This is a genomic window from Halovulum sp. GXIMD14793, assembly GCF_054457435.1.
Genome location: NZ_JBTLNE010000030.1, coordinates 19,125 through 37,839, shown reverse-complemented (window position 1 = coordinate 37,839; position 18,715 = coordinate 19,125). Strand labels below are relative to the sequence as shown.

Genomic DNA, 18,715 nt, shown 5'->3' with positions numbered 1-18,715 from the left:
GGTCCTTAGCTGACCTCTGGCTGTGCCGGGGCGGCTGCAGGACGCCATAGCCAGGTCCAAAGCGACCGAAAGCTTTGTGTCAGCGCCTGGCTGCGCAGCATGTGCGCACGGTCGATGGCGTTTTTGATTTCGGCATGAGTGGTGGCTTCGCCAATGTCGTGCATGATTAACTCCCGCTAATCTGCTTCCATCTTGATGTTGAATATGGCTTTGCATAGCATTGCTGACAAACGAGACTTTCTCGGCATCAGTTTAGAAAAACTTATCCATGCCTGACCACCTACCTCCGCTGACTGCCCTCCGCGCCTTTGATGCGGCTGCCCGGCATATGAGCTTTGCCGCGGCTGCAGAGGAACTGGCCGTGACCCCGGCCGCGTTAAGCCTGCAGATCAAAAACCTTGAGGAGCATCTGGGCGCGGCTCTGTTCCTGCGGCTGAACCGCGCCGTCACCCTGACCGAGGCGGGCCGTGCGCTGCAACCGTTTGCGGCCGAAGGGTTCGATACGCTGCGCCGGGCCTGCCTTCACCGCAAAATGGCTGGCACCACGGCTGTTCAGCTTTGCCCAATCACACCCAGAGATTGACCTGCGTTTTGCGGCAACTCTGAAAGTACTGGATTTCGATCTGGACGAAGTGGATATCGCGATCCGCTTTGGCGACACACCAAGTGAGGGGCTGTTTTCCGAGGTGATCTATCAGGGTTGGATTTCACCAATGATGCGGCCCGATATCGCCGCGAAGGTGAAACGGCCCGAAGATCTGCTGTCGATCCCGCTGATCCATGACGACAGCCTGCAGTTTCTGAACAGGGTGCCGAACTGGGCAGAGTGGTTTCGCCATGCAGGGGTGGATGCGCCCGAGATGAAGGGCCTGCATTTCAGCCAGGCGGATCATGCGGTTGATATGGCGCTGGAGGGCGGCGGCGCGGTGTTGGCCCGCAGTTCTGTTGGGGCGGCATCACTGCGAACCGGGGCATTGGTGGCCCCGTTCGATCTGGCGCTGACAATAGATGCGCAGTTCCGCCTGGTCTGTCCCCATGGTGCAGAGACGAAGCCCGCAATTGCCGCCTTCCGGACATGGCTGCATGAAGAGGCTGCGAAGGACCAACCCCTTGCCGAGGGTCGGCGGCTGGTGCATATCCCGAACGAGTAAAACAATTGGCGGAACACCCGCTGTTCAAGGGCAGTAAAAATGCAGATCGGCATATTGAAGACTGGCAATGCAGTGGCGCAACTGGCAAACAGCCATGGCGAGTATCCCGACATGTTCCGCCGGATGCTCAGCGCTGTGGACCCGACGCTTGAATTCCACACCGTTGATGTTGTCGGCGGCGATGAACTGGGCGATCCGGCGTGCATGGATGGGTGGGTGATCACCGGCTCTCGCCATGGGATTTACGACGATCTGCCCTGGATTGAGCCGCTGAAGGCCTTCCTGCGCCGCGCGCTGGACGAAGGCGTTCCGGTCGCAGGCATCTGTTTTGGCCATCAAATCCTGGCCGAGGCCATGGGCGGGAAGGCCGCCAAATCTGAAAAAGGCTGGGGTCTGGGACCGCATCAGTATGAGGCCGTGAGCGTGCCAGAATGGATGAGCGGGCTTAGCGCCGGCTGGTCTGCCCATGCCGTGCATCAGGATCAGGTGATTGCGCAGCCGCCGAACACAACCGTACTGGCCCGGTCGGAGTTCTGTAACTATGCCGCATTGGCCTATGGCGATCCGGACAACCCGCTGGCGATATCGGTCCAGCCACACCCGGAATTTGATGCGCCCTTCGTGCATGGGTTGATTGACACCCGCCTGCACGAGGTTGTTCCCGCAGACGTGCTTGAGGACGCTTCGTCAAAGCTTGGTACACCCGTCAACAATGCGGACTGGGCGAATACGATTGTTACCTTTTTTCGGAAAGCCGCCGGGTAAAAAGCAACCACTGACCCGGCGGTCGGATGATCCGGACGTCGCGCCGCTTACATGCGGGCGTTGATACGCTCGATCTCTTCCTTGATATGCAATTTTTTGCGCTTCAGCGCGGAAATCTGAAGGTCATCAGAGCCAGGACTACGCTGTTCCTGTTCAATCATCTCAGAAAGGCTCTGGTGTTTGGTGCGAAGTTCAGTCAGGTGGGATTCGAGGTTCATTAAAGTCCTCCTTTATGGTTTCGCTGTGCAACAGGAACAATTGCATCACAAAAACGTCGCACTGTCATCTTAACGATTACTTAAGTCGTAAAATATTTTGGGCCAAACTGGCAAACCTCAGAATTTCAGGGACTTGCCATGGCGCAGAATTTTCTCTGCGCACGCTGAAAAATCCGATCCATCCACAATATGACGCCCAGCCCTGTGGACAACCAAAGGTGGATAGAGAATCAGTGGCGCCTTTGCGCCTTTGCGGGCCCGCAGGATCACCCGGCTGGCCACACGTCCACGACGGGCGCAAAGCGGCAGGATACGCATGTCACCCGCGCGCCCGGTCAGGGCGGCAAGCATCTCGGGCAGGCGGTCCGTGCGCTGGATCAGGGTCAGCCAGCCGCCAGGCCGCAACCGGCGCAGACCTGCATCAATGAAATCCGCCAGCTCCGCGTTCAGTTCACGATGTGCAACGTCGCGACCCGGATCAGCGGCCCCGGTGGCATCTGGTGTGCGGTAATAGGGCGGATTGGCCAGAACGTGGTGGAAACTCTGCGCTTTCAGCGCCTCCGGCGAGCGGGTCAGGTCGCCCTCGATCACGTCAAAGGGCAGATCGTTGCGCGCAGCATTGAGGCGCGCCAGATCGGCATAGGCGGCCTGCACCTCTAGCCCGGTCACATGCAAACCCGGCACTCTTGCTGCCAGACATAAGGACGCCACACCAACACCGCACCCAAGTTCCAGCGCGGTCTGACCAGATTTGGCATCAATGGCAGCGGCCAGAAACACCGGATCAGTCGCCGCGCGATATCCCACCGTCGGTTGTTCGATCTGCAGACGCCCACCCAGAAAGGCATCACAACTGGTCGTCGTCACGCCGGGATCAAGTCATTGTCGCGCAGCACCTGCTGGGCGGCAGCTAGATGATCCTTATGCACCATCAACCGGCGGGGCAGAATTCCGATGGACCCTTCAAGCGCTGACATATGCGCGTCCAGCACAAAACAGGCGATCTCCTCCCCCTTCAAAAGGGCGGTGGCGAAGGCAATCTCGGTCGGGTCGTTTGAGCGCAGTATCTCTTTCATGCTTGCCACCCTATCGGGGCGACGTAAAAAGGTCGAGTAAACAAGGAGAGTGGTGTGACCAGCGCATTAGAGCGACTTCAGGCCGAACTGGCCGATGATATGGCGGCTGTCGGGCAACTGATCGCCGAGCGTATGGCCTCGGAACATGCCCCGCGCATTCCGCAGGTCACCGCGCATCTGGTAGACGCAGGCGGCAAGCGGCTGCGGCCCTTGCTGACATTGGCGACAGCACGGATGTGCGGCTATGACGGCGATCATCACCTGCGGCTGGCGGCAACGGTGGAGTTCATCCATACCGCAACCCTTCTGCATGATGATGTGGTGGATGACAGTCAGCAGCGGCGCGGGCGACCGACGGCGAATTTGCTGTGGGACAACCAGTCTTCGGTTCTAGTCGGGGATTACCTGTTTTCCCGGTCGTTCCAGCTGATGGTCGAGACCGGCAACCTGCGTGTCCTGGATATTCTGGCAAATGCCTCGGCCGTGATCGCTGAGGGCGAGGTGTTGCAGCTGTCCGTTGCGCAGAACCTGAGCACCACGCAGGACACCTATCTGAAGGTTATTCGCGGCAAAACCGCCGCCCTGTTCGCCGCTGCGTGCGAGGTTGGTGGCGTGATCTCCGGCGCAGACGAAACCCATGTCACCGCCCTGCGCGATTATGGCGATGCGCTGGGGATCAGTTTTCAGATGGTGGATGATCTGCTGGATTACAGCGGGGCAACCGCGCAGATGGGCAAGAATGTCGGTGACGACTTCCGGGAGCGTAAGCTGACCCTGCCGCTGATTCTGGCGCTGGAACAGGCCGATGATGAGGAACACGCCTTCTGGCACCGCACGATTGAAAAGGGTGACCAGCGCGACGGCGATCTGGACACCGCCCTTAGGATCATGGACAGCTATGACACGCTGGGCACGACCCGGATGCAGGCGCTGATCTGGTCCGAAACCGCCAAAGGCGCGCTTGAGGCGCTGCCGGACACACCGATACGGCACCTGCTGGACAAACTTGCGGACGAGGTCGTCGCTCGCGTTGCTTGAGCAGTCGGAGCCCCATACGAGGCACTGAGCCATCTAACACTGCCTGAAATCATAGATTTCAACGCGTTCGATGATACTGGATATCTCAGGTATTTCGCGAGACTCTTTAGACGGAGGCGGCCTGCACCCACCAATCGGGATGGGCGTCCCTTAGCGTCCTTGCTGCCCTCTGCGCCGCAGTCAGGTTTCGAAACAGCCCGAAACATGTCGCACCGGAACCTGACATGCGGGCAAGGGCGCAGTCCTTTTGTTTCGCAAGTATGGTTAGGACATCCTTGATCGGGGGGGCCAGGTTAATGGCCGCGGATTGCAGATCGTTCCGGCAAGTGGACAGGTAAACCACCGCCCGATCAAAGTCCTTAAGGGACGACAGCGCGGGCATAGGTGGATTTTCCACGTTTTCCAGCGCGGTAAAGACTGGGCCGGTAGGAACGGCCACGCCCGGATTGACCAGAACGCAGGCGCAGTCGGGGAAGTTCACCGACGTCAGGTTTTCACCAATGCCTTGCATCCGGCTGGGCTTCTGGGACAGGCACACCGGGATATCCGCACCCAGATCGGCCAGACCGGACGGATCTGGCAAGGGCTTTCCATAAAGCTGGCACAACCCCCTAGCCGTCGCCGCAGCGTCGGCCGAGCCGCCACCGATCCCGGCGGCCACAGGCAGGTTCTTGGTCAGGTGTATGTCGGCTGTCACCCCCAGCCGCGCCGCCATATCAAAGATCAGGTTTTCCCGGGACGAAACGGCATGTGCATAAGGGCCATCAATCGTCAGCCGCGTCTCTGGCGCGACCCGAAGCCGTATTTCGTCGCCCATATCTGGAAACACCACCAGCGAATCCAGCAGGTGATACCCGTCATTGCGACGCCCGGTAACATGCAGGGTCAGGTTGAGCTTGGCGCGCGCCAGCTCAACACATTCAGCCACCGAAGTCAGCCATCATGGGCGGTTTCGGTTTCCTCTGCCCCGTCAGCCTCGTCCTTGAGGACCTGATCAAGACCAACCTGCAGCTTGCGGCGAATCCGCTCTGCCTCGTCCTCTTCCGGATCGAAGGACAGGGCGCGCTTCCACTGGAATTCCGCCTCCAGCTTGCGGCCGACCATCCATAGCACATCGCCCAGATGATCGTTGATGATCGGATCGACCGGCACCAGTTCCACCGCCCGCTCCATATGCGGGACAGCTTCCTCGTACTTGCCCAAACGGTAGAGAACCCAACCCAGGGAGTCGGTGATGTAGCCATCATCAGGCCGGGCGGCGACGGCCTTTTCGATCATGCCCTGCGCTTCATCCAGGTTCCGGCGCAGTTCGACCAGCGAATAACCCAGATAGTTCAGCACCAGCGGCTGATCTGGCTGCAGTTCAAGGGCACGGCGCAGACCGGTCTCTGCCTCTTCCCAGCGGCCCAGGCGTTCCAGCCCGATACCACGGGAATAGTGCAGCACCCAGTGCGAGGTGTTCTCTTCCTCGATCAGATCCAGGGCGTTGGTATAGGCCACGACCGAAGGTTCAAAATTCTCGGCCCGACGCATCACATCGCCAAGAGCGGTCTGAATCGACAGGTTATTGGGTTTTTCGCGGGCCAGATTGCTTAGCACTTCACTGGCCTGATCCACCTTGCCCGAAGCTTCCAGCGCCGACGAACGGCCAACCTCGGCACTGATATACCAATGCGATTCCGGTTTGATCTGGGCATAGGCTTCGATCGCCTGATCGTATTGTTCCTGCGCGTCCAAAATTTCCGCGGTCAGCACGGTTGCTTCGTCAAATCCCGGGTCAATATGTGTGGCCAGACGCGCATATATCAGGCCAACACGCTGATTGCGATCGCGCGACAACGCGCTGGCAATCACGTGAAAGGTGATTGCAGCGCCATCGCCTGCATCTTCAACCACGTCAAACGGGATGGTTTCCCCGGATTTCAGAATATCCCGCAAGTCCGACAGATGCGTGTCAGAGAATCCATCGCCCAGGAAATTGTCGATCATCGTGATCGCTTCCTCGCTCCGGTCGCTTTGTGACAGGCAAGAGATATGTGCCAGCACCGCCATTCGGTCCATATGCAATGGCCCGTTTTCATCCCCATCGATAATGGTCGCGGCGGTCTCACAATCCCCGGCCAGCGCGAACGCTAGCGCCTTGTTCAGCTGGCCGTAAACCTTCAGCGTGTCGTTCTGATCCAGCGCATCGAACGCGGTGACGGCCGCCTCGTAATCGCCATGACCAACCGCGGCCCAGCCCTGCAAAAGGCCAGCCAGCAGCGGGCTGAGGCGGTAATCGTCGTTCACAAGAATTTGTTGTGCTGCGGAATAGTCCTCTGCCCGAAAAGCTTCGGCCAGCAGCATCAGCGCGCCGATCTGATTCTCTTCCGAAACGGCCAGCAGACGCTCTGCGATCAGCAGTGCCGGGTCAAACCGTGCCGAGGCGATATTGGCCATCAGCGCATTTTGCAGCAACACGCCATTCGACGAGTCCCGCAGCAAAAGCTGTGCATAGAAATCAGAGGCTTCGTCATAGTCATTGCGTAGGTCAGCCTGACTGGCCGCAAGATATGGCCCCGCGACACCCTGAGCCTGAAGCCCCGTCGCACTTGCCACCAACGCAACGAGCGCCACAGCACCCGCTTTAACACTGCGCAAATCCATAACCGCTGCTCTCCTGCCTCTTCTCAAGAACGCCTGAGGATAGGCGTATATTCCAAAGATGGCAATCTGACGGCCAATTACAATAAGTGCGGCAGGCTACAAACGCTCAACTTGAAGGCAACACAGCTTCAAGATCACATATTGGGATAATTCGGCCCTTCCCCACCTTGCGGGGTTTTCCAGGTGATGTTCTGGCTGGGATCCTTGATGTCGCAGGTCTTGCAATGAACGCAGTTCTGCGCATTGATCTGGAAGCGCGGCGTGCCGTCTGCATCCTCGATCACCTCATAAACACCGGCGGGGCAGTAGCGCTGTGCGGGTTCGGCATATTCGGGCAGATTGACCTGTATAGGAATGGTCGGGTCCGTCAACACAAGGTGAGAGGGTTGCTCTTCCGCATGGTTGGTGGCTGAGAAGCTGACATTTGTCAGCCGGTCAAAGCTGAGCTTGCCGTCAGGTTTTGGGTAGTCGATGGGCTTGTATTTATCCGCCTTGCCGGTGGCCTCTGCATCCGATTTGCCATGTTTCATGGTGCCCAGCGGATTAACGCCGAACAGATTGGCGATCCACATATCAAACCCACCCAACGCCAGTGAGGCCATGGTGCCCCAGCGTGACCAGATCGGTTTGACGTTGCGCACCCGCGACAAATCCTTGGCAATGGCCCCGGTGCGAACGCTTTGTTCGTACTCCGTCAACTCGTCCGAGGCACGCCCGGCCTTTATCGCAGCAACTGCTGCCTCTGCCGCTGCAATACCAGACAACATCGCGTTATGGTTGCCCTTGATCCGGGGCAGATTGACCATACCGGCAGAGCATCCCAGCAGAACACCACCGGGAAAGGTCAGTTTCGGCAGCGACTGCAATCCACCCTCGGTGATTGCACGCGCACCATAAGCAACGCGTTTGCCGCCTTCCAGCATCTTGGCAATGACCGGATGATGCTTCATCCGCTGGAATTCCATATAGGGAAACAGATGCGGATTGGCATAGCCCAGATGGGTCACCAGACCGATAAAGACCTGATTGTTTTCCGCGTGATAGATAAAGGACCCGCCGCCGGCATTTTTACCTAGAGGCCAGCCCATCGTGTGCATAACCAGACCTTTCTGGTGGTTCTCTGGCTTGATTTCCCAGATTTCCTTCATGCCCAGACCGAATTTCTGCGGTTCTGACGCAGCATCCAGATCGTATTTTGCGATAGCTTCCTTGGACAGAGACCCACGCGCCCCTTCGGCCAGAAAGACATATTTGCCACGCAATTCCATGCCCGGCTCATACCCGTCGCCCTTGGTGCCGTCGGGCTCGATCCCGAATTCACCGGCGACCACCCCTGCAACCTGACCATCCTCGCCATAGACCAGTTCGGAACAGGCCATGCCGGGGAAAATCTCGACCTCGAGCGCTTCGGCCTGTTCTGCCAGCCAGCGGCAGACATTGCCCATGGATACGATGTAGTTGCCGTGGTTCGACATCAGCGGCGGCATGGGAAAGTTCGGGATGCGGATCGATCCGGCTGGCCCCAGGAACAGAAACTTGTCCTTTCGCACCGGCACCTTGATCGGGGCACCCTTTTCCTTCCAGTCCGGGATCAACGCGTTCAGACCACATGGATCCAGCACCGCACCCGACAGGATATGCGCCCCAACCTCAGAGCCTTTTTCCAGCACAACGACCGACAGGTCGGGGTCAAGCTGCTTCAGCCGGATCGCGGCAGACAGGCCTGACGGCCCAGCCCCGACGATAACGACATCGTAGTCCATGCTTTCACGCTCGACCTGGCTCATGGGGGTATTCTCCTCGCTGGCTTCCACACTCGGTAGCAAAGGCAGGCCAACGGGGTCAATCAGAACGGTGCGTCATTGTTTTCGGCCTGAATGCGTTTTTGGCCCGCAGGTCCGCTTGACAGGGGCTTCTATATCGGGCCGAAATGCGCGCCATGACAGACCGATCAGAGCTTGCCACCCGCATCCGCGCCTTATGCGAAGGCGACGTTGATATCATCGCGCGGATGGCGACCGTCGCGTGTGAATTGTTCCATGCCGATGACCGGTTCGACTGGGTTGGGTTCTATCGCGTTACAGGCAAGGAAATGCTGTCGATTGGCCCGTATCAGGGCGGGCATGGGTGTCTGTCGATCCCGTTTTCGCGCGGTGTCTGCGGGGCAGCGGCGCGAACCGGCACCACGCAACTGGTCGCGGATGTCGACGCGTTTCCGGGCCATATCGCTTGCGCGTCTTCGACCCGGTCAGAGATTGTCGTGCCGGTTTTTGGACAGGCCGGCCTGATTGGCGTGCTGGATATCGACAGTGATCAGCCGGACGCCTTCACCGCAGAAGATGCAGCTTTTCTGGAACGCCTGATGGCAGACATATTCGGGGATCAATGATGCGCACGGGTGGGGAACTTGTTGTCGATGTGCTACGCGCCCAAGGCGTGGAACGGGTGTTCGGTGTCCCCGGCGAAAGCTATCTGGCGGTGCTGGATGCGCTATGCGATGTCGATGCTCCGGTATTTGTCGGCGCGCGGCACGAGGGCGCTGCGGCATTCATGGCTGATGCCGATGGCAAGATGACCGGACGGCCAGGCGTTGTGATGGTCACCCGCGGTCCCGGCGTGACCAATGCGGCGGCTGGCGTGCATGTGGCCGCGCAGGATTCGACGCCAATGCTGGTGCTGGTCGGGCTGATTGGCCGGGGCGATACTGACCGGGAGGCATTTCAGGAAATTGACCTTGGCGCGGTCTTTGGCACCATGGCCAAACGGGTGATCACCATAACCGATGCTGGCCGCATCCCTGAATTGCTGACACAGGCCTATCGCACCGCCATGTCGGGTCGCCCCGGACCGGTTGTGGTCGGTCTGCCCGAGGATATGCTGCGCGACACCGCTGACACCAAGGTGCCGCCGCGCGCCGAGCCGGTCAGTGGCGGGATGAACTCCGCACAGGCAGTCGAGGTAGCTGATCTGCTGCGAACGGCACAAGCGCCCTTCGTGATTGTGGGCGGTGAAGGCTGGACAGAGGCCGCCCGCCACGACCTTGCGCGCTTTGCCGAAAATTGGAACCTGCCCGTCGGGGCCAGTTTCCGCGCGCAGGATCGCCTGCCGGCCGACCATCCCAACCATGCCGGGCATGTCGGGCTAAGCATTGATCCCTCATTGGCCGGGCGGGTCCGGCAGGCAGATGTGCTGCTGGTTCTGGGTGCACGGCTGGGCGATTGCACGACGACGGGCTACACCCTGCTAAACCCGGGCGTGCCAGAGCAAAAGATCATCCATATCCACCCCTCCGCCGAGGAACCAGGCCGTGTCTTTGCCCCTACCCTTGCCTATTGTGCGGGGATGGAGGCAGCCTTGGCCGCACTTTGCGAAACCACCCCGCCCTCGCAACCAGTCTGGTCCGATCACACACAGGCTGCACGGCAGGCCTTTCTGGACTGGTCAACGCCCCAACCGCAGGAGCATACACTCGATCTTGGGCTGGTCATGGCGCATCTGAATGACGTGCTGCCCCCAGAGGCAATCCTGACAAATGGCGCGGGCAATTACGCCGTTTGGCTGCACCGGTACTACCGCTATCGCGGCTGGCGCAGCCAATTGGCTCCGACCTCCGGCAGTATGGGCTACGGCCTGCCTGCGGCGATCGCGGCCAAGTTGCGGCATCCGGACCGGCCTGTGATCTGTATGGCAGGTGACGGGTGTTTCCAGATGGTCAGTCAGGAACTTGCCACCGCCCGGCAATATGGCGCGGGGATCATTACAATCGTGGTCAATAACGGCACCTACGGGACCATCCGCATGCATCAGGAACGCGACTATCCTACCCGTGTCAGCGGCACCGATATGACAAATCCTGACTTTACGGCGCTGGCCCATGCCTATGGCTTTGCCGCACAGCGGGTAACACAGACCAAAGATTTCGCCCAGGCATTCGACCAGATGCTCACCAATGCTGAGGGCGGGCTGATTGAACTGGTGACCCAACCAGAACAGATCCTGCCAACCCGCAAATTGTCGGAACTGTAAACCGATCAGCTATCGCTGACAGCCTTTAGCGCTGGTTTCACGCCGCCAATAGCGATGTCTTTGCGCAAGCCGCGCCCAATCCCAATATAGTCGAACCCAGCGTCCCGCGCTGCGGTTGAGGAATAAATGTTGCGCAAATCAGCCAATCTTGGGGTGCGCATGACATCCGCCAGACGCTGCAGGTCAAGCCCGCGGAACTCATTCCATTCCGTCAAAACGACGATTGCATCTGACTCTTTTGACGCCTCATAAGGGTCTTCCATCCATTCGACCCCGGGCAGTAAAGCCTCTCCTGCGTGGCGACCTTGTGGATCGACGACATGTACCCGCGCCCCATTGCCCACCAGAAACGGCACAATGGTCAGCGAAGGACTTTCGCGCATATCGTCGGTTTCGGGTTTGAAGGTCACGCCAAGCACAGTGATCTGCTTGCCGTTTACGCTGTCGTCACAAAGCTCCATGATCTTGTCGATCATCCGGCGCTTGATCTCTTCATTCACGGAAATCACCGTCTCGACCAACGTCTGAGGCCGTCCGAAATCCTGACCTATGCGGGCCAGCGCGCGCGTGTCCTTGGGAAAGCAAGACCCACCATAGCCGGGCCCGGGCTTCAGAAATCTTGCGCCGATCCGGTCATCCATGCCCATCGCCTTGGCCACCGCAGTGACATCCGCCCCCGTCGCCTCACACAAGGCGGCCATCTCGTTTATAAAGGTGATCTTGGTGGCCAGAAATGCGTTGGCCGCGTATTTTGACAACTCCGCACTGACCGGATCGCAAAACACAATGGGCGCTTCGCGTTGTAGAAGCGGGCCATAGATCGCTTCCATAACTGATTTTGCACGATCTGAGTTGATGCCGATCACAATTCGGTCCGGGTCCATGAAATCATCAATCGCTTCACCCTCGCGCAGAAATTCTGGGTTGGAAGCAACCTCGACATCCGCATCGGGATTGGTTTCGGCAATGATCCGGGCCACCTCAGCATTAGTGCCCGCTGGCACGGTAGATTTGGTGACCACGACAGTAAACCCGTCAAGATGGTGCGCAATTTCTGCTGCTGCGGCATAGACATAGCTTAGATCCGCATGGCCATCGCCCCGCCGACTGGGGGTGCCGACGGCGATAAACACCGCGTCAGCCTCGGCCACAGCCTTGGGCAATTCGGTGCTGAAAGACAGCCGGCCCGCCGAGGTATTGCGCCGCAGCATGTCTTCAAGTCCCGGCTCATAGATCGGCACCTCACCCGCATTGAGCGCATCGACCTTTGCCGGATCCTTGTCCACACAGACAACGTTATGTCCAAAATCCGAGAAGCAAACGCCGGATACCAGTCCGACATAGCCTGCACCAATCATCGTAATTTGCATTGGTTGTCTCCTTTTGGTGCGGCGGTGTGTGATCGAATAGCGGAATCCATCTAGTCAATAGTGCTTAGCAGGAAGCATCTGATCTGGAAACGGTCTGTGAAAATGCGTAGCCCATCTATGCGGGACATGATCAGGAAGGTTTGTCAGCAACGGTAGGTGCTGGCACATCCCGGAAATAGGCAATGGTCGCGGCCAACCCATCCTTCAAACCGGTTGTCGGCTGCCAGTCCATCAACGTCCGCGCCAGGGTGATATCTGGGCAACGCCGCACCGGGTCATCGGCTGGTATTGGCCGGTTGATCAGCGCGGACTGGGCATCGCATAACGTGATCACCTGATGCGCCAGATCAAGGATGGAGACTTCATCCGGGTTGCCGACATTGACCGGCCCGGTCACCTCATCCCCGGTATTCATCAGCCGGATCATGCCGTCGATCAGGTCATCGACATAACAGAATGACCGCGTCTGATGGCCATCGCCATAGATCGTGATTGGCTTACCGTTCAGGGCCTGAGTGATAAAATTCGACACGACGCGCCCATCCTGCGGATGCATACGCGGGCCATAGGTGTTGAAAATCCGCATAACCTTGACCCGCAGCCCGTGCTGACGATGGTAATCAAAGCACAAGGTTTCGGCGCAGCGCTTCCCTTCGTCATAGCAAGACCTTGGCCCAATCGGATTGACATGGCCCCAGTAACTCTCGGTCTGGGGATGCTCCACCGGATCGCCATAAACCTCAGAGGTGGAGGCCTGCAGGATTTTCGCCCCACAGCGCTTCGCCAGACCCAGCATGTTGATCATGCCATGAACCGACGTCTTGGTCGTTTGCACCGGATCATGCTGGTAATGCACCGGGCTGGCCGGACAGGCGAGGTTGTAAATCTCGTCCACCTCCACATAAAGCGGAAAGGTGACGTCATGGCGCAAAAGCTCCAAATTCGGGCGGTTCAGCAAATGGGCGACATTGCTGTGTGTGCCGGTGAAATAGTTGTCGACACACAGGACCTCGTGCCCCTGTTCAACCAGCCGGTCACACAGATGACTACCCAGAAATCCGGCCCCTCCGGTGACGAGGATACGCTTTGGTAAGCTCTCTCTCACCTGGACCACAGGTTACCTGTCCTGCGCGGCGCGAAACCAGGCGACCAGTGCGGCGCGTTCCTCTGTCTCCATTTCCGAGACATTGGCCGGCGGCATTGCCTTAGTGCGTCCTGCATGCAGATAGATCATCTGCGCGTGTGCCGCGATTTGCTGTTCGGTATCAAACAAAACCCCCTTTGGCGCCTTGGTGATACCGGGCCAGCCCGGATAGGCGGAGTGGCACATGGTGCAGCGTGTTTGCACAACCTCCACCACCTCCTCAAACCCATCGGTCGCGGCAAAATGCTGCTGACGGGGCGACATCTCTAGCGCGACATCGTCAGCCTCGGGCACACCGGGTTCTGTCGACAGCCAGGCAATCAGCAACATCAACAGAGCCGCAACCAGCCATGTCCAGTTCGGGGTACCCTTTCGTGCGTGGCTGGTATTGAAATAGTGCCGCACAACGACGCCAATCAGGAACAGAAGCGAGGCGATGATCCAGTTGTAATGCGTCGCAAAGGCCAGCGGGTAATGGTTCGACATCATCAGGAACACCACCGGCAAGGTCAGGTAGTTGTTATGCGTCGACCTTTGCTTGGCGATCTTGCCGTATTTCGGGTCCGGCGTGCGTCCGGCCTTCAGGTCTGCCACAACAATCCGTTGGTTCCGCATAATGATGAAGAACACATTCGCCGTCATGATCGTGGCCGTAAACGCCCCCAGATGCAGAAGCGCAGCGCGCCCCGAGAACACATGCGAATAGCCCCAGGCCATGGCCACCAGAATGACATACAGCAGGATCATCAACCGGGTGTTGTCATCGCCGAATTTCGACTTGCAGATCAGGTCATACGCGATCCAACCAAAGGCGATGGAGCCCAGCGAAATCAGGATAGCGACCCAAACCGGAATACCCAGCACAGATGGATCAACCAGATAGAGGTCCCCGCCCAGATAATAAACAACGCACAGCATCGCAAAACCGCTGAGCCAGGTCGCATAGCTTTCCCATTTGAACCAGGTCAGATGCTCGGGCATCGCCTCAGGCGCGACCAGATATTTCTGGATATGATAAAACCCGCCGCCATGGACCTGCCATTCCTCGCCATCGGCGGGGCCGGGAATATCGCGCTTCAGGCCAAGATCGAGCGCAATGAAATAGAACGAGGATCCGATCCACGCGATTGCGGTGACGATATGCAACCAGCGCAGCGAGGCCGCGACCCATTCCCAGATAACAACGAGATCATACATCTTGCGCCTTAGCTCCCCCGGTAAGTGGAATAGCCAAACGGCGAGAGCAGCAAGGGCACATGATAATGCGCGTCTGGGTCGTCGATGCCGAACCGGATCGGGATCTGATCCAGAAACTTAGGCTCGGCATTGGTCAGGCCGTGCTTGTCCAGATAATCACCCGCAAAGAAAATCAGCTCATAAACACCGGTTTTGAACTTGTCCGCAGGCAGGATCGGGCTGTCAGTGCGACCATCAGCATTTGTAACAGCCTCCGCAATCTTCTTATGCGAATTGCCGCTGACGCGATACAGCGCGATACCAATACCTTCGGCGGGCAGGCCGCGCGCGGTGTCCAGTACATGAGTGGTCAGATAGCCGGTGGTCATGGTGTCCTCCTGTCCGCGCGGCACAGCAATGGACGGATTTTTTGCCCATCGCAAGGGCGGTTGACGTGTTGGTGTCTTTAATATAATTAATTACTTATATAAGTGATAATCAAAATATGAACCAGATAGACCAGAACCTTGCAGCTCTTGCAGACCCGACCCGTCGCGCGATCCTTGCGCGGCTGGCGACCAGTGAGGCAACGGTTGCCGAAATCGCGGCCCCTTTTTCCATCAGCCAGCCGGCTGTATCCCAACACCTGAAAGTGCTGGAAAGCGCAGGTTTGATCCAGCGTCGCATTGACGGTCAGCGGCGACCCTGTCGGCTGGCCCCAAACGCGTTTGGCCCAATCCAAGAATGGCTCGACACGATCACCAGCACCATGGAACGCAACTACAGTCGTCTGGATCAGGTTCTTGCATCAAACCCAGAGGAACCGACACAATGAGTAAGCTGAAAATCGTCGAGCGTGGCGATCACCATATCGTCTTCACCCGCCAGTTCCGCGCTTTGCCTGAGGTTATCTATGACGCCCATACCCAACCGGACATCATCCAGCGCTGGATGCGAGGTCCCGATGGCTGGCAAATGCTGGAATGCCAGTGCGACGCCCGGCCCGGCGGTCGTTTTCGCTATGTCTGGCAGAATGCAGAGGGGCAAAGCTTCTCCATCACTGGTGAATTTCTAGAAATGGATCGTCCGAACCGCATTCTGCATGTCGAACGGATGCATATGCCTAATCCAACTCCAGATAACAGGATCGAGACGGCCTTTGTCGCAGATGGCAGCGGAACCCTGATGACGCTGCGAATGAGCCTGCCAGACGCCGCAGCCATGACCGCGATGCTGGAAACCGGCATGGAAGAGGGCATGGAGCACAGCTTTGGACAGTTGGACGAGGTTACATCCATCGACTAATCTACTGCCTTGCCAATCCGCGCACGCCCGGCCTAGGTTCGGCACGACTTTGCCGAGGTGATCCAGAATGACGACCCGCTATCCCCGCGATATGCAGGGCTATGGGCCCAACCCGCCCGATCCGCGCTGGCCCGGTGGGGCCGCTGTCGCGGTGCAGTTTGTACTGAACTACGAAGAAGGTGGCGAAAACTGCGTGTTGCATGGCGATGCAGCGTCCGAAGCCTTCCTTTCCGAGATTGTCGGGGCTGCCCAATGGCCCGGCCAGCGCCACTGGAACATGGAATCGATCTATGAATATGGCGCACGCGCCGGATTCTGGCGGTTGCACCGGCTGTTCACCGAGGCTGAGGTGCCGCTGACAATCTATGGCGTGGCTACAGCCCTTGCCCGGTCGCCGCATCAGGTCGCAGCAATGAAGGATGCGGGCTGGGAGATCGCCAGCCACGGCCTGAAATGGATCGAATACAAGGACGCAACAGAAGCTGAAGAGCAGGCAAATATGGACGAAGCGATCCGTCTGCACACCGAAGTCGTGGGGAAGCGTCCTCTGGGCTGGTATACGGGGCGCTGTTCGGTCAATACGGTGGCGCTGGCGGCGCGCGAAGGCGGCTTTGCCTATGTCTCGGATACCTATGACGACGATCTGCCCTATTGGCGGGATGTCGACGGGCACCAACAACTGATCATCCCTTACACGCTGGACGCCAATGACATGCGGTTCGCCACACCGCAGGGTTTCAACTCTGGCGATCAGTTTTATGCGTATCTGAAGGACAGTTTCGATACGCTTTATGCCGAAGGTCAGGCAGGCCGTCCCGCGATGATGAGCATCGGCCTGCACTGCCGCCTGATCGGGCGTCCGGGGCGGGTGCAGGCGCTGCGGCGCTTTATCGACTACGTGAAGTCTCATGACGCTGTCTGGCTACCGCGCCGTATAGACATCGCGCGCCATTGGGCGGCAGAACATCCCGCGCCCAAGCCCTGGGACCGCCCCAGCCAGATGGGCCGCGATGATTTCGTCACCCGTTACGGCAACATCTTTGAGCATTCGCAATGGGTGGCGGAACGCGCATTTGAACTGGAACTCGGCCCGTCGCATGATACCGCCATAGGTCTGCAAAACGCACTGGCCCGTGCATTTCGCGCCGCCAGCAACGACGAAAGGCTGGGTGTTTTGCGGGCGCACCCTGATCTGGCCGGAAAGCTGGCTGCCGCCAAACGCCTGACAGCCGAAAGCACGGCCGAGCAAGCCTCTGCCGGACTGGACGCGCTGACAGATGCGGAACGCACGGCGTTTACCGATCTTAACACCCGTTATACGGAAAAATTCGGCTTTCCGTTCATCATTGCGGTCAAAGGGCTGGGGAAGGACGATATCCTGTCTGCCTTCCAGACCCGCATCGACAATGACCGGGACACTGAATTTGCCCAAGCCTGCCGTCAGGTGGAACGCATCGCACTACTGCGGCTAAAGGACATTCTGCCATGAACACCTACGCCACCCCACCGGGCGGTCTGCCGCCGCAAAGCCAGCTTTTGACAGGCCGGGCCATCTTTACCCAGGCCTATGCCGTGATCCCCAAGGGTGTGATGACCGATATTGTCACCTCTGCCCTGCCACACTGGACCGATACCCGCGCCTGGATCATCGCCCGCCCGCTGAGCGGCTTTGCTGAGACTTTCGCCCAATATGTGATGGAGGTCGCGCCCGGCGGCGGTTCGGACGCGCCCGAGCCTGATCAGGGGGCCGAGGCGGTTCTGTTCGTTGTCTCCGGCACCCTGAACCTAACCATTGCTGGCCAGACACACCAGATGGACCCGGGCGGCTATGCCTATATTCCACCCGGAACCCAATGGACCCTGCGCAATCCAGGGACCAGCCCGGCCACGTTCCACTGGATCCGCAAAGCTTATGAACCGGTTGACGGGATCGCCGTGCCAGACCCCTTCGTCACAAACGAAAAAGACGTTGCGCCCAACGCGATGTCGAACACCGATGCCTGGTCCACCACCCGGTTTGTCGAGCCAGACGACCTGCGCCATGACATGCATGTCAACATCGTCAATTTCGAACCTGGCGGCAGCATCCCCTTTGCCGAGACCCATGTCATGGAGCACGGGCTATATGTACTGGAAGGCAAGGCCGTTTACCGGCTGAATGGTGACTGGGTTGAGGTTGAGGCCGGCGATTTCATGTGGCTGCGCGCCTTTTGCCCGCAGGCCTGCTATGCAGGCGGCCCCGGACGCTTCCGCTATCTGCTCTATAAGGACGTGAACCGGCATCCGGGCCTGCGCCTGTGACCGATATACATATACAGCCCCTGACAGCAGAGGCCTTTGCGCCGTTCGGCGATGTGCTTGAGGTGTCCGGCGATCCCGATGTGATCATCAATGACGGGCGCTGCGGACGGTTTCATGACCGCGCCAAGCTGGATTTCAGCGATGGCCGGGCTGCGATCAGCCTGTTTGCCAGCACGCCGGTAACATTGCCCTATACATGCAACTTGCTGGAACGCCATCCGCTGGGGTCGCAGGCCTTTATCCCGATGACACCAGATCCGTTTCTGGTCATCGTCGCCTTGGACGACAACGGAAAACCGCATGATCCAAAGGCGTTTCTGACCCAATCAGGACAGGCGGTGAACTATTTTCGAAACACCTGGCACGGTGTGCTGACCCCGCTTGTTTCTGGGCAAACCTTCATGGTTATAGACCGGGTTGGTGAAGGTAACAATTTGCAGGAGTACCGTGTCGATGAAGGGTTCACCATCCTCCTGGGCTAACTGCACACAATCGAACG

22 protein-coding genes are annotated in these 18,715 nt (G+C 58.7%); 11 read left to right on the top strand and 11 right to left on the bottom strand.

Going from position 1 to position 18,715, the window contains the following annotated elements; all coding sequences use genetic code 11:
• Positions 1 to 5: 5 nt before the first annotated feature.
• Positions 6 to 164 carry an RSP_7527 family protein gene (locus tag ACW9UQ_RS10335; RefSeq protein ID WP_458930940.1) on the bottom strand — a complete coding sequence of 53 codons (159 nt, stop codon included), beginning with the start codon at positions 162 to 164 and terminating at the stop codon, positions 6 to 8.
• A 104-nt stretch (positions 165 to 268) separates the two neighbouring features.
• On the opposite strand from ACW9UQ_RS10335, the gene ACW9UQ_RS10330 reads away from it, so the two are divergent.
• From ACW9UQ_RS10330 to ACW9UQ_RS10320, 3 genes are read left to right on the top strand one after another with little or no spacing between them, the layout of a single operon-like run.
• On the top strand, positions 269 to 583 hold the full coding sequence (locus ACW9UQ_RS10330; RefSeq protein WP_458930939.1) for a LysR family transcriptional regulator: 315 nt from the start codon (positions 269 to 271) through the stop codon (positions 581 to 583).
• Positions 483 to 1,151: a LysR substrate-binding domain-containing protein gene (locus ACW9UQ_RS10325; RefSeq protein WP_458930938.1), complete on the top strand. Its 669-nt coding sequence runs from the start codon at positions 483 to 485 to the stop codon at positions 1,149 to 1,151. Before ACW9UQ_RS10330 ends, ACW9UQ_RS10325 begins: the two co-directional genes overlap by 101 nt.
• A gap of 39 nt (positions 1,152 to 1,190) precedes the next feature.
• On the top strand, positions 1,191 to 1,916 hold the full coding sequence (locus ACW9UQ_RS10320) for a type 1 glutamine amidotransferase (RefSeq protein WP_458930937.1): 726 nt from the start codon (positions 1,191 to 1,193) through the stop codon (positions 1,914 to 1,916).
• A 47-nt stretch (positions 1,917 to 1,963) separates the two neighbouring features.
• Here the strand turns inward: ACW9UQ_RS10320 and ACW9UQ_RS10315 are convergent, their stop codons facing one another.
• The 3 genes from ACW9UQ_RS10315 to ACW9UQ_RS10305 all read right to left on the bottom strand — a co-directional run bounded on the left by ACW9UQ_RS10315 (position 1,964) and on the right by ACW9UQ_RS10305 (position 3,210).
• The gene (locus ACW9UQ_RS10315; RefSeq protein ID WP_458930936.1) at positions 1,964 to 2,134 is read right to left on the bottom strand and encodes a YdcH family protein; all 171 of its coding nucleotides are present in this window, start codon (positions 2,132 to 2,134) and stop codon (positions 1,964 to 1,966) included.
• 117 nt (positions 2,135 to 2,251) lie between these two features.
• A complete protein-coding gene (locus tag ACW9UQ_RS10310; protein ID WP_458930935.1) occupies positions 2,252 to 3,001 on the bottom strand; it encodes a tRNA1(Val) (adenine(37)-N6)-methyltransferase in 750 nt (249 codons plus the stop codon).
• A complete protein-coding gene (locus ACW9UQ_RS10305; protein ID WP_458930934.1) occupies positions 2,998 to 3,210 on the bottom strand; it encodes a putative signal transducing protein in 213 nt (70 codons plus the stop codon). The genes ACW9UQ_RS10310 and ACW9UQ_RS10305 overlap by 4 nt, the downstream gene beginning before the upstream one ends.
• A 99-nt stretch (positions 3,211 to 3,309) precedes the next feature.
• Between ACW9UQ_RS10305 and ACW9UQ_RS10300 the strand changes: the two genes are divergently transcribed.
• The gene (locus tag ACW9UQ_RS10300; protein ID WP_458930955.1) at positions 3,310 to 4,248 is read left to right on the top strand and encodes a polyprenyl synthetase family protein; all 939 of its coding nucleotides are present in this window, start codon (positions 3,310 to 3,312) and stop codon (positions 4,246 to 4,248) included.
• A 106-nt stretch (positions 4,249 to 4,354) separates the two neighbouring features.
• Here the strand turns inward: ACW9UQ_RS10300 and ACW9UQ_RS10295 are convergent, their stop codons facing one another.
• From ACW9UQ_RS10295 to ACW9UQ_RS10285, 3 genes are all read right to left on the bottom strand, one after another.
• Positions 4,355 to 5,176, bottom strand: coding sequence for a 4-(cytidine 5'-diphospho)-2-C-methyl-D-erythritol kinase (locus tag ACW9UQ_RS10295; protein ID WP_458930933.1), 822 nt, complete (start codon positions 5,174 to 5,176; stop codon positions 4,355 to 4,357).
• 5 nt (positions 5,177 to 5,181) lie between these two features.
• A complete protein-coding gene (locus tag ACW9UQ_RS10290) occupies positions 5,182 to 6,894 on the bottom strand; it encodes a tetratricopeptide repeat protein (RefSeq protein WP_458930932.1) in 1,713 nt (570 codons plus the stop codon).
• A 134-nt stretch (positions 6,895 to 7,028) separates the two neighbouring features.
• The gene (locus ACW9UQ_RS10285; RefSeq protein ID WP_458930931.1) at positions 7,029 to 8,681 is read right to left on the bottom strand and encodes an electron transfer flavoprotein-ubiquinone oxidoreductase; all 1,653 of its coding nucleotides are present in this window, start codon (positions 8,679 to 8,681) and stop codon (positions 7,029 to 7,031) included.
• 152 nt (positions 8,682 to 8,833) lie between these two features.
• On the opposite strand from ACW9UQ_RS10285, the gene ACW9UQ_RS10280 reads away from it, so the two are divergent.
• Together ACW9UQ_RS10280 and ACW9UQ_RS10275 are read left to right on the top strand one after the other, a co-directional pair.
• Positions 8,834 to 9,283 carry a GAF domain-containing protein gene (locus ACW9UQ_RS10280; RefSeq protein WP_458930930.1) on the top strand — a complete coding sequence of 150 codons (450 nt, stop codon included), beginning with the start codon at positions 8,834 to 8,836 and terminating at the stop codon, positions 9,281 to 9,283.
• Entirely contained in the window at positions 9,283 to 10,920 is a 1,638-nt protein-coding gene (locus tag ACW9UQ_RS10275; RefSeq protein ID WP_458930929.1) for a thiamine pyrophosphate-binding protein, read from the top strand. Before ACW9UQ_RS10280 ends, ACW9UQ_RS10275 begins: the two co-directional genes overlap by 1 nt.
• Before the next feature lie 5 nt (positions 10,921 to 10,925).
• Here ACW9UQ_RS10275 and ACW9UQ_RS10270 read toward each other — a convergent pair whose 3' ends face one another.
• From ACW9UQ_RS10270 to uraH, 4 genes are all read right to left on the bottom strand, one after another.
• Complete coding sequence (locus ACW9UQ_RS10270; protein WP_458930928.1) at positions 10,926 to 12,290, bottom strand: UDP-glucose dehydrogenase family protein; 1,365 nt, start codon at positions 12,288 to 12,290, stop codon at positions 10,926 to 10,928.
• Positions 12,291 to 12,420: 130 nt separating this feature from the next.
• The gene (locus ACW9UQ_RS10265; protein ID WP_458930927.1) at positions 12,421 to 13,404 is read right to left on the bottom strand and encodes a UDP-glucuronic acid decarboxylase family protein; all 984 of its coding nucleotides are present in this window, start codon (positions 13,402 to 13,404) and stop codon (positions 12,421 to 12,423) included.
• A 3-nt stretch (positions 13,405 to 13,407) separates the two neighbouring features.
• Complete coding sequence (locus tag ACW9UQ_RS10260) at positions 13,408 to 14,631, bottom strand: urate hydroxylase PuuD (RefSeq protein WP_458930926.1); 1,224 nt, start codon at positions 14,629 to 14,631, stop codon at positions 13,408 to 13,410.
• 8 nt (positions 14,632 to 14,639) lie between these two features.
• The gene (uraH, locus tag ACW9UQ_RS10255) at positions 14,640 to 14,999 is read right to left on the bottom strand and encodes a hydroxyisourate hydrolase (protein WP_458930925.1); all 360 of its coding nucleotides are present in this window, start codon (positions 14,997 to 14,999) and stop codon (positions 14,640 to 14,642) included.
• Positions 15,000 to 15,115: 116 nt separating this feature from the next.
• On the opposite strand from uraH, the gene ACW9UQ_RS10250 reads away from it, so the two are divergent.
• From ACW9UQ_RS10250 to ACW9UQ_RS10230, 5 genes are all read left to right on the top strand, one after another.
• The gene (locus ACW9UQ_RS10250) at positions 15,116 to 15,445 is read left to right on the top strand and encodes an ArsR/SmtB family transcription factor (protein ID WP_458930924.1); all 330 of its coding nucleotides are present in this window, start codon (positions 15,116 to 15,118) and stop codon (positions 15,443 to 15,445) included.
• The gene (locus ACW9UQ_RS10245; protein WP_458930923.1) at positions 15,442 to 15,915 is read left to right on the top strand and encodes an SRPBCC domain-containing protein; all 474 of its coding nucleotides are present in this window, start codon (positions 15,442 to 15,444) and stop codon (positions 15,913 to 15,915) included. The genes ACW9UQ_RS10250 and ACW9UQ_RS10245 overlap by 4 nt, the downstream gene beginning before the upstream one ends.
• Positions 15,916 to 15,982: 67 nt before the next feature.
• Positions 15,983 to 17,404, top strand: a complete 1,422-nt coding sequence (gene puuE / locus ACW9UQ_RS10240; protein ID WP_458930922.1) for an allantoinase PuuE — start codon at positions 15,983 to 15,985, stop codon at positions 17,402 to 17,404.
• Positions 17,401 to 18,216: a bifunctional allantoicase/(S)-ureidoglycine aminohydrolase gene (locus ACW9UQ_RS10235; protein WP_458930921.1), complete on the top strand. Its 816-nt coding sequence runs from the start codon at positions 17,401 to 17,403 to the stop codon at positions 18,214 to 18,216. Before puuE ends, ACW9UQ_RS10235 begins: the two co-directional genes overlap by 4 nt.
• Positions 18,213 to 18,698, top strand: a complete 486-nt coding sequence (locus ACW9UQ_RS10230) for an ureidoglycolate lyase (RefSeq protein ID WP_458930920.1) — start codon at positions 18,213 to 18,215, stop codon at positions 18,696 to 18,698. The genes ACW9UQ_RS10235 and ACW9UQ_RS10230 overlap by 4 nt, the downstream gene beginning before the upstream one ends.
• Positions 18,699 to 18,715: the final 17 nt, after the last annotated feature.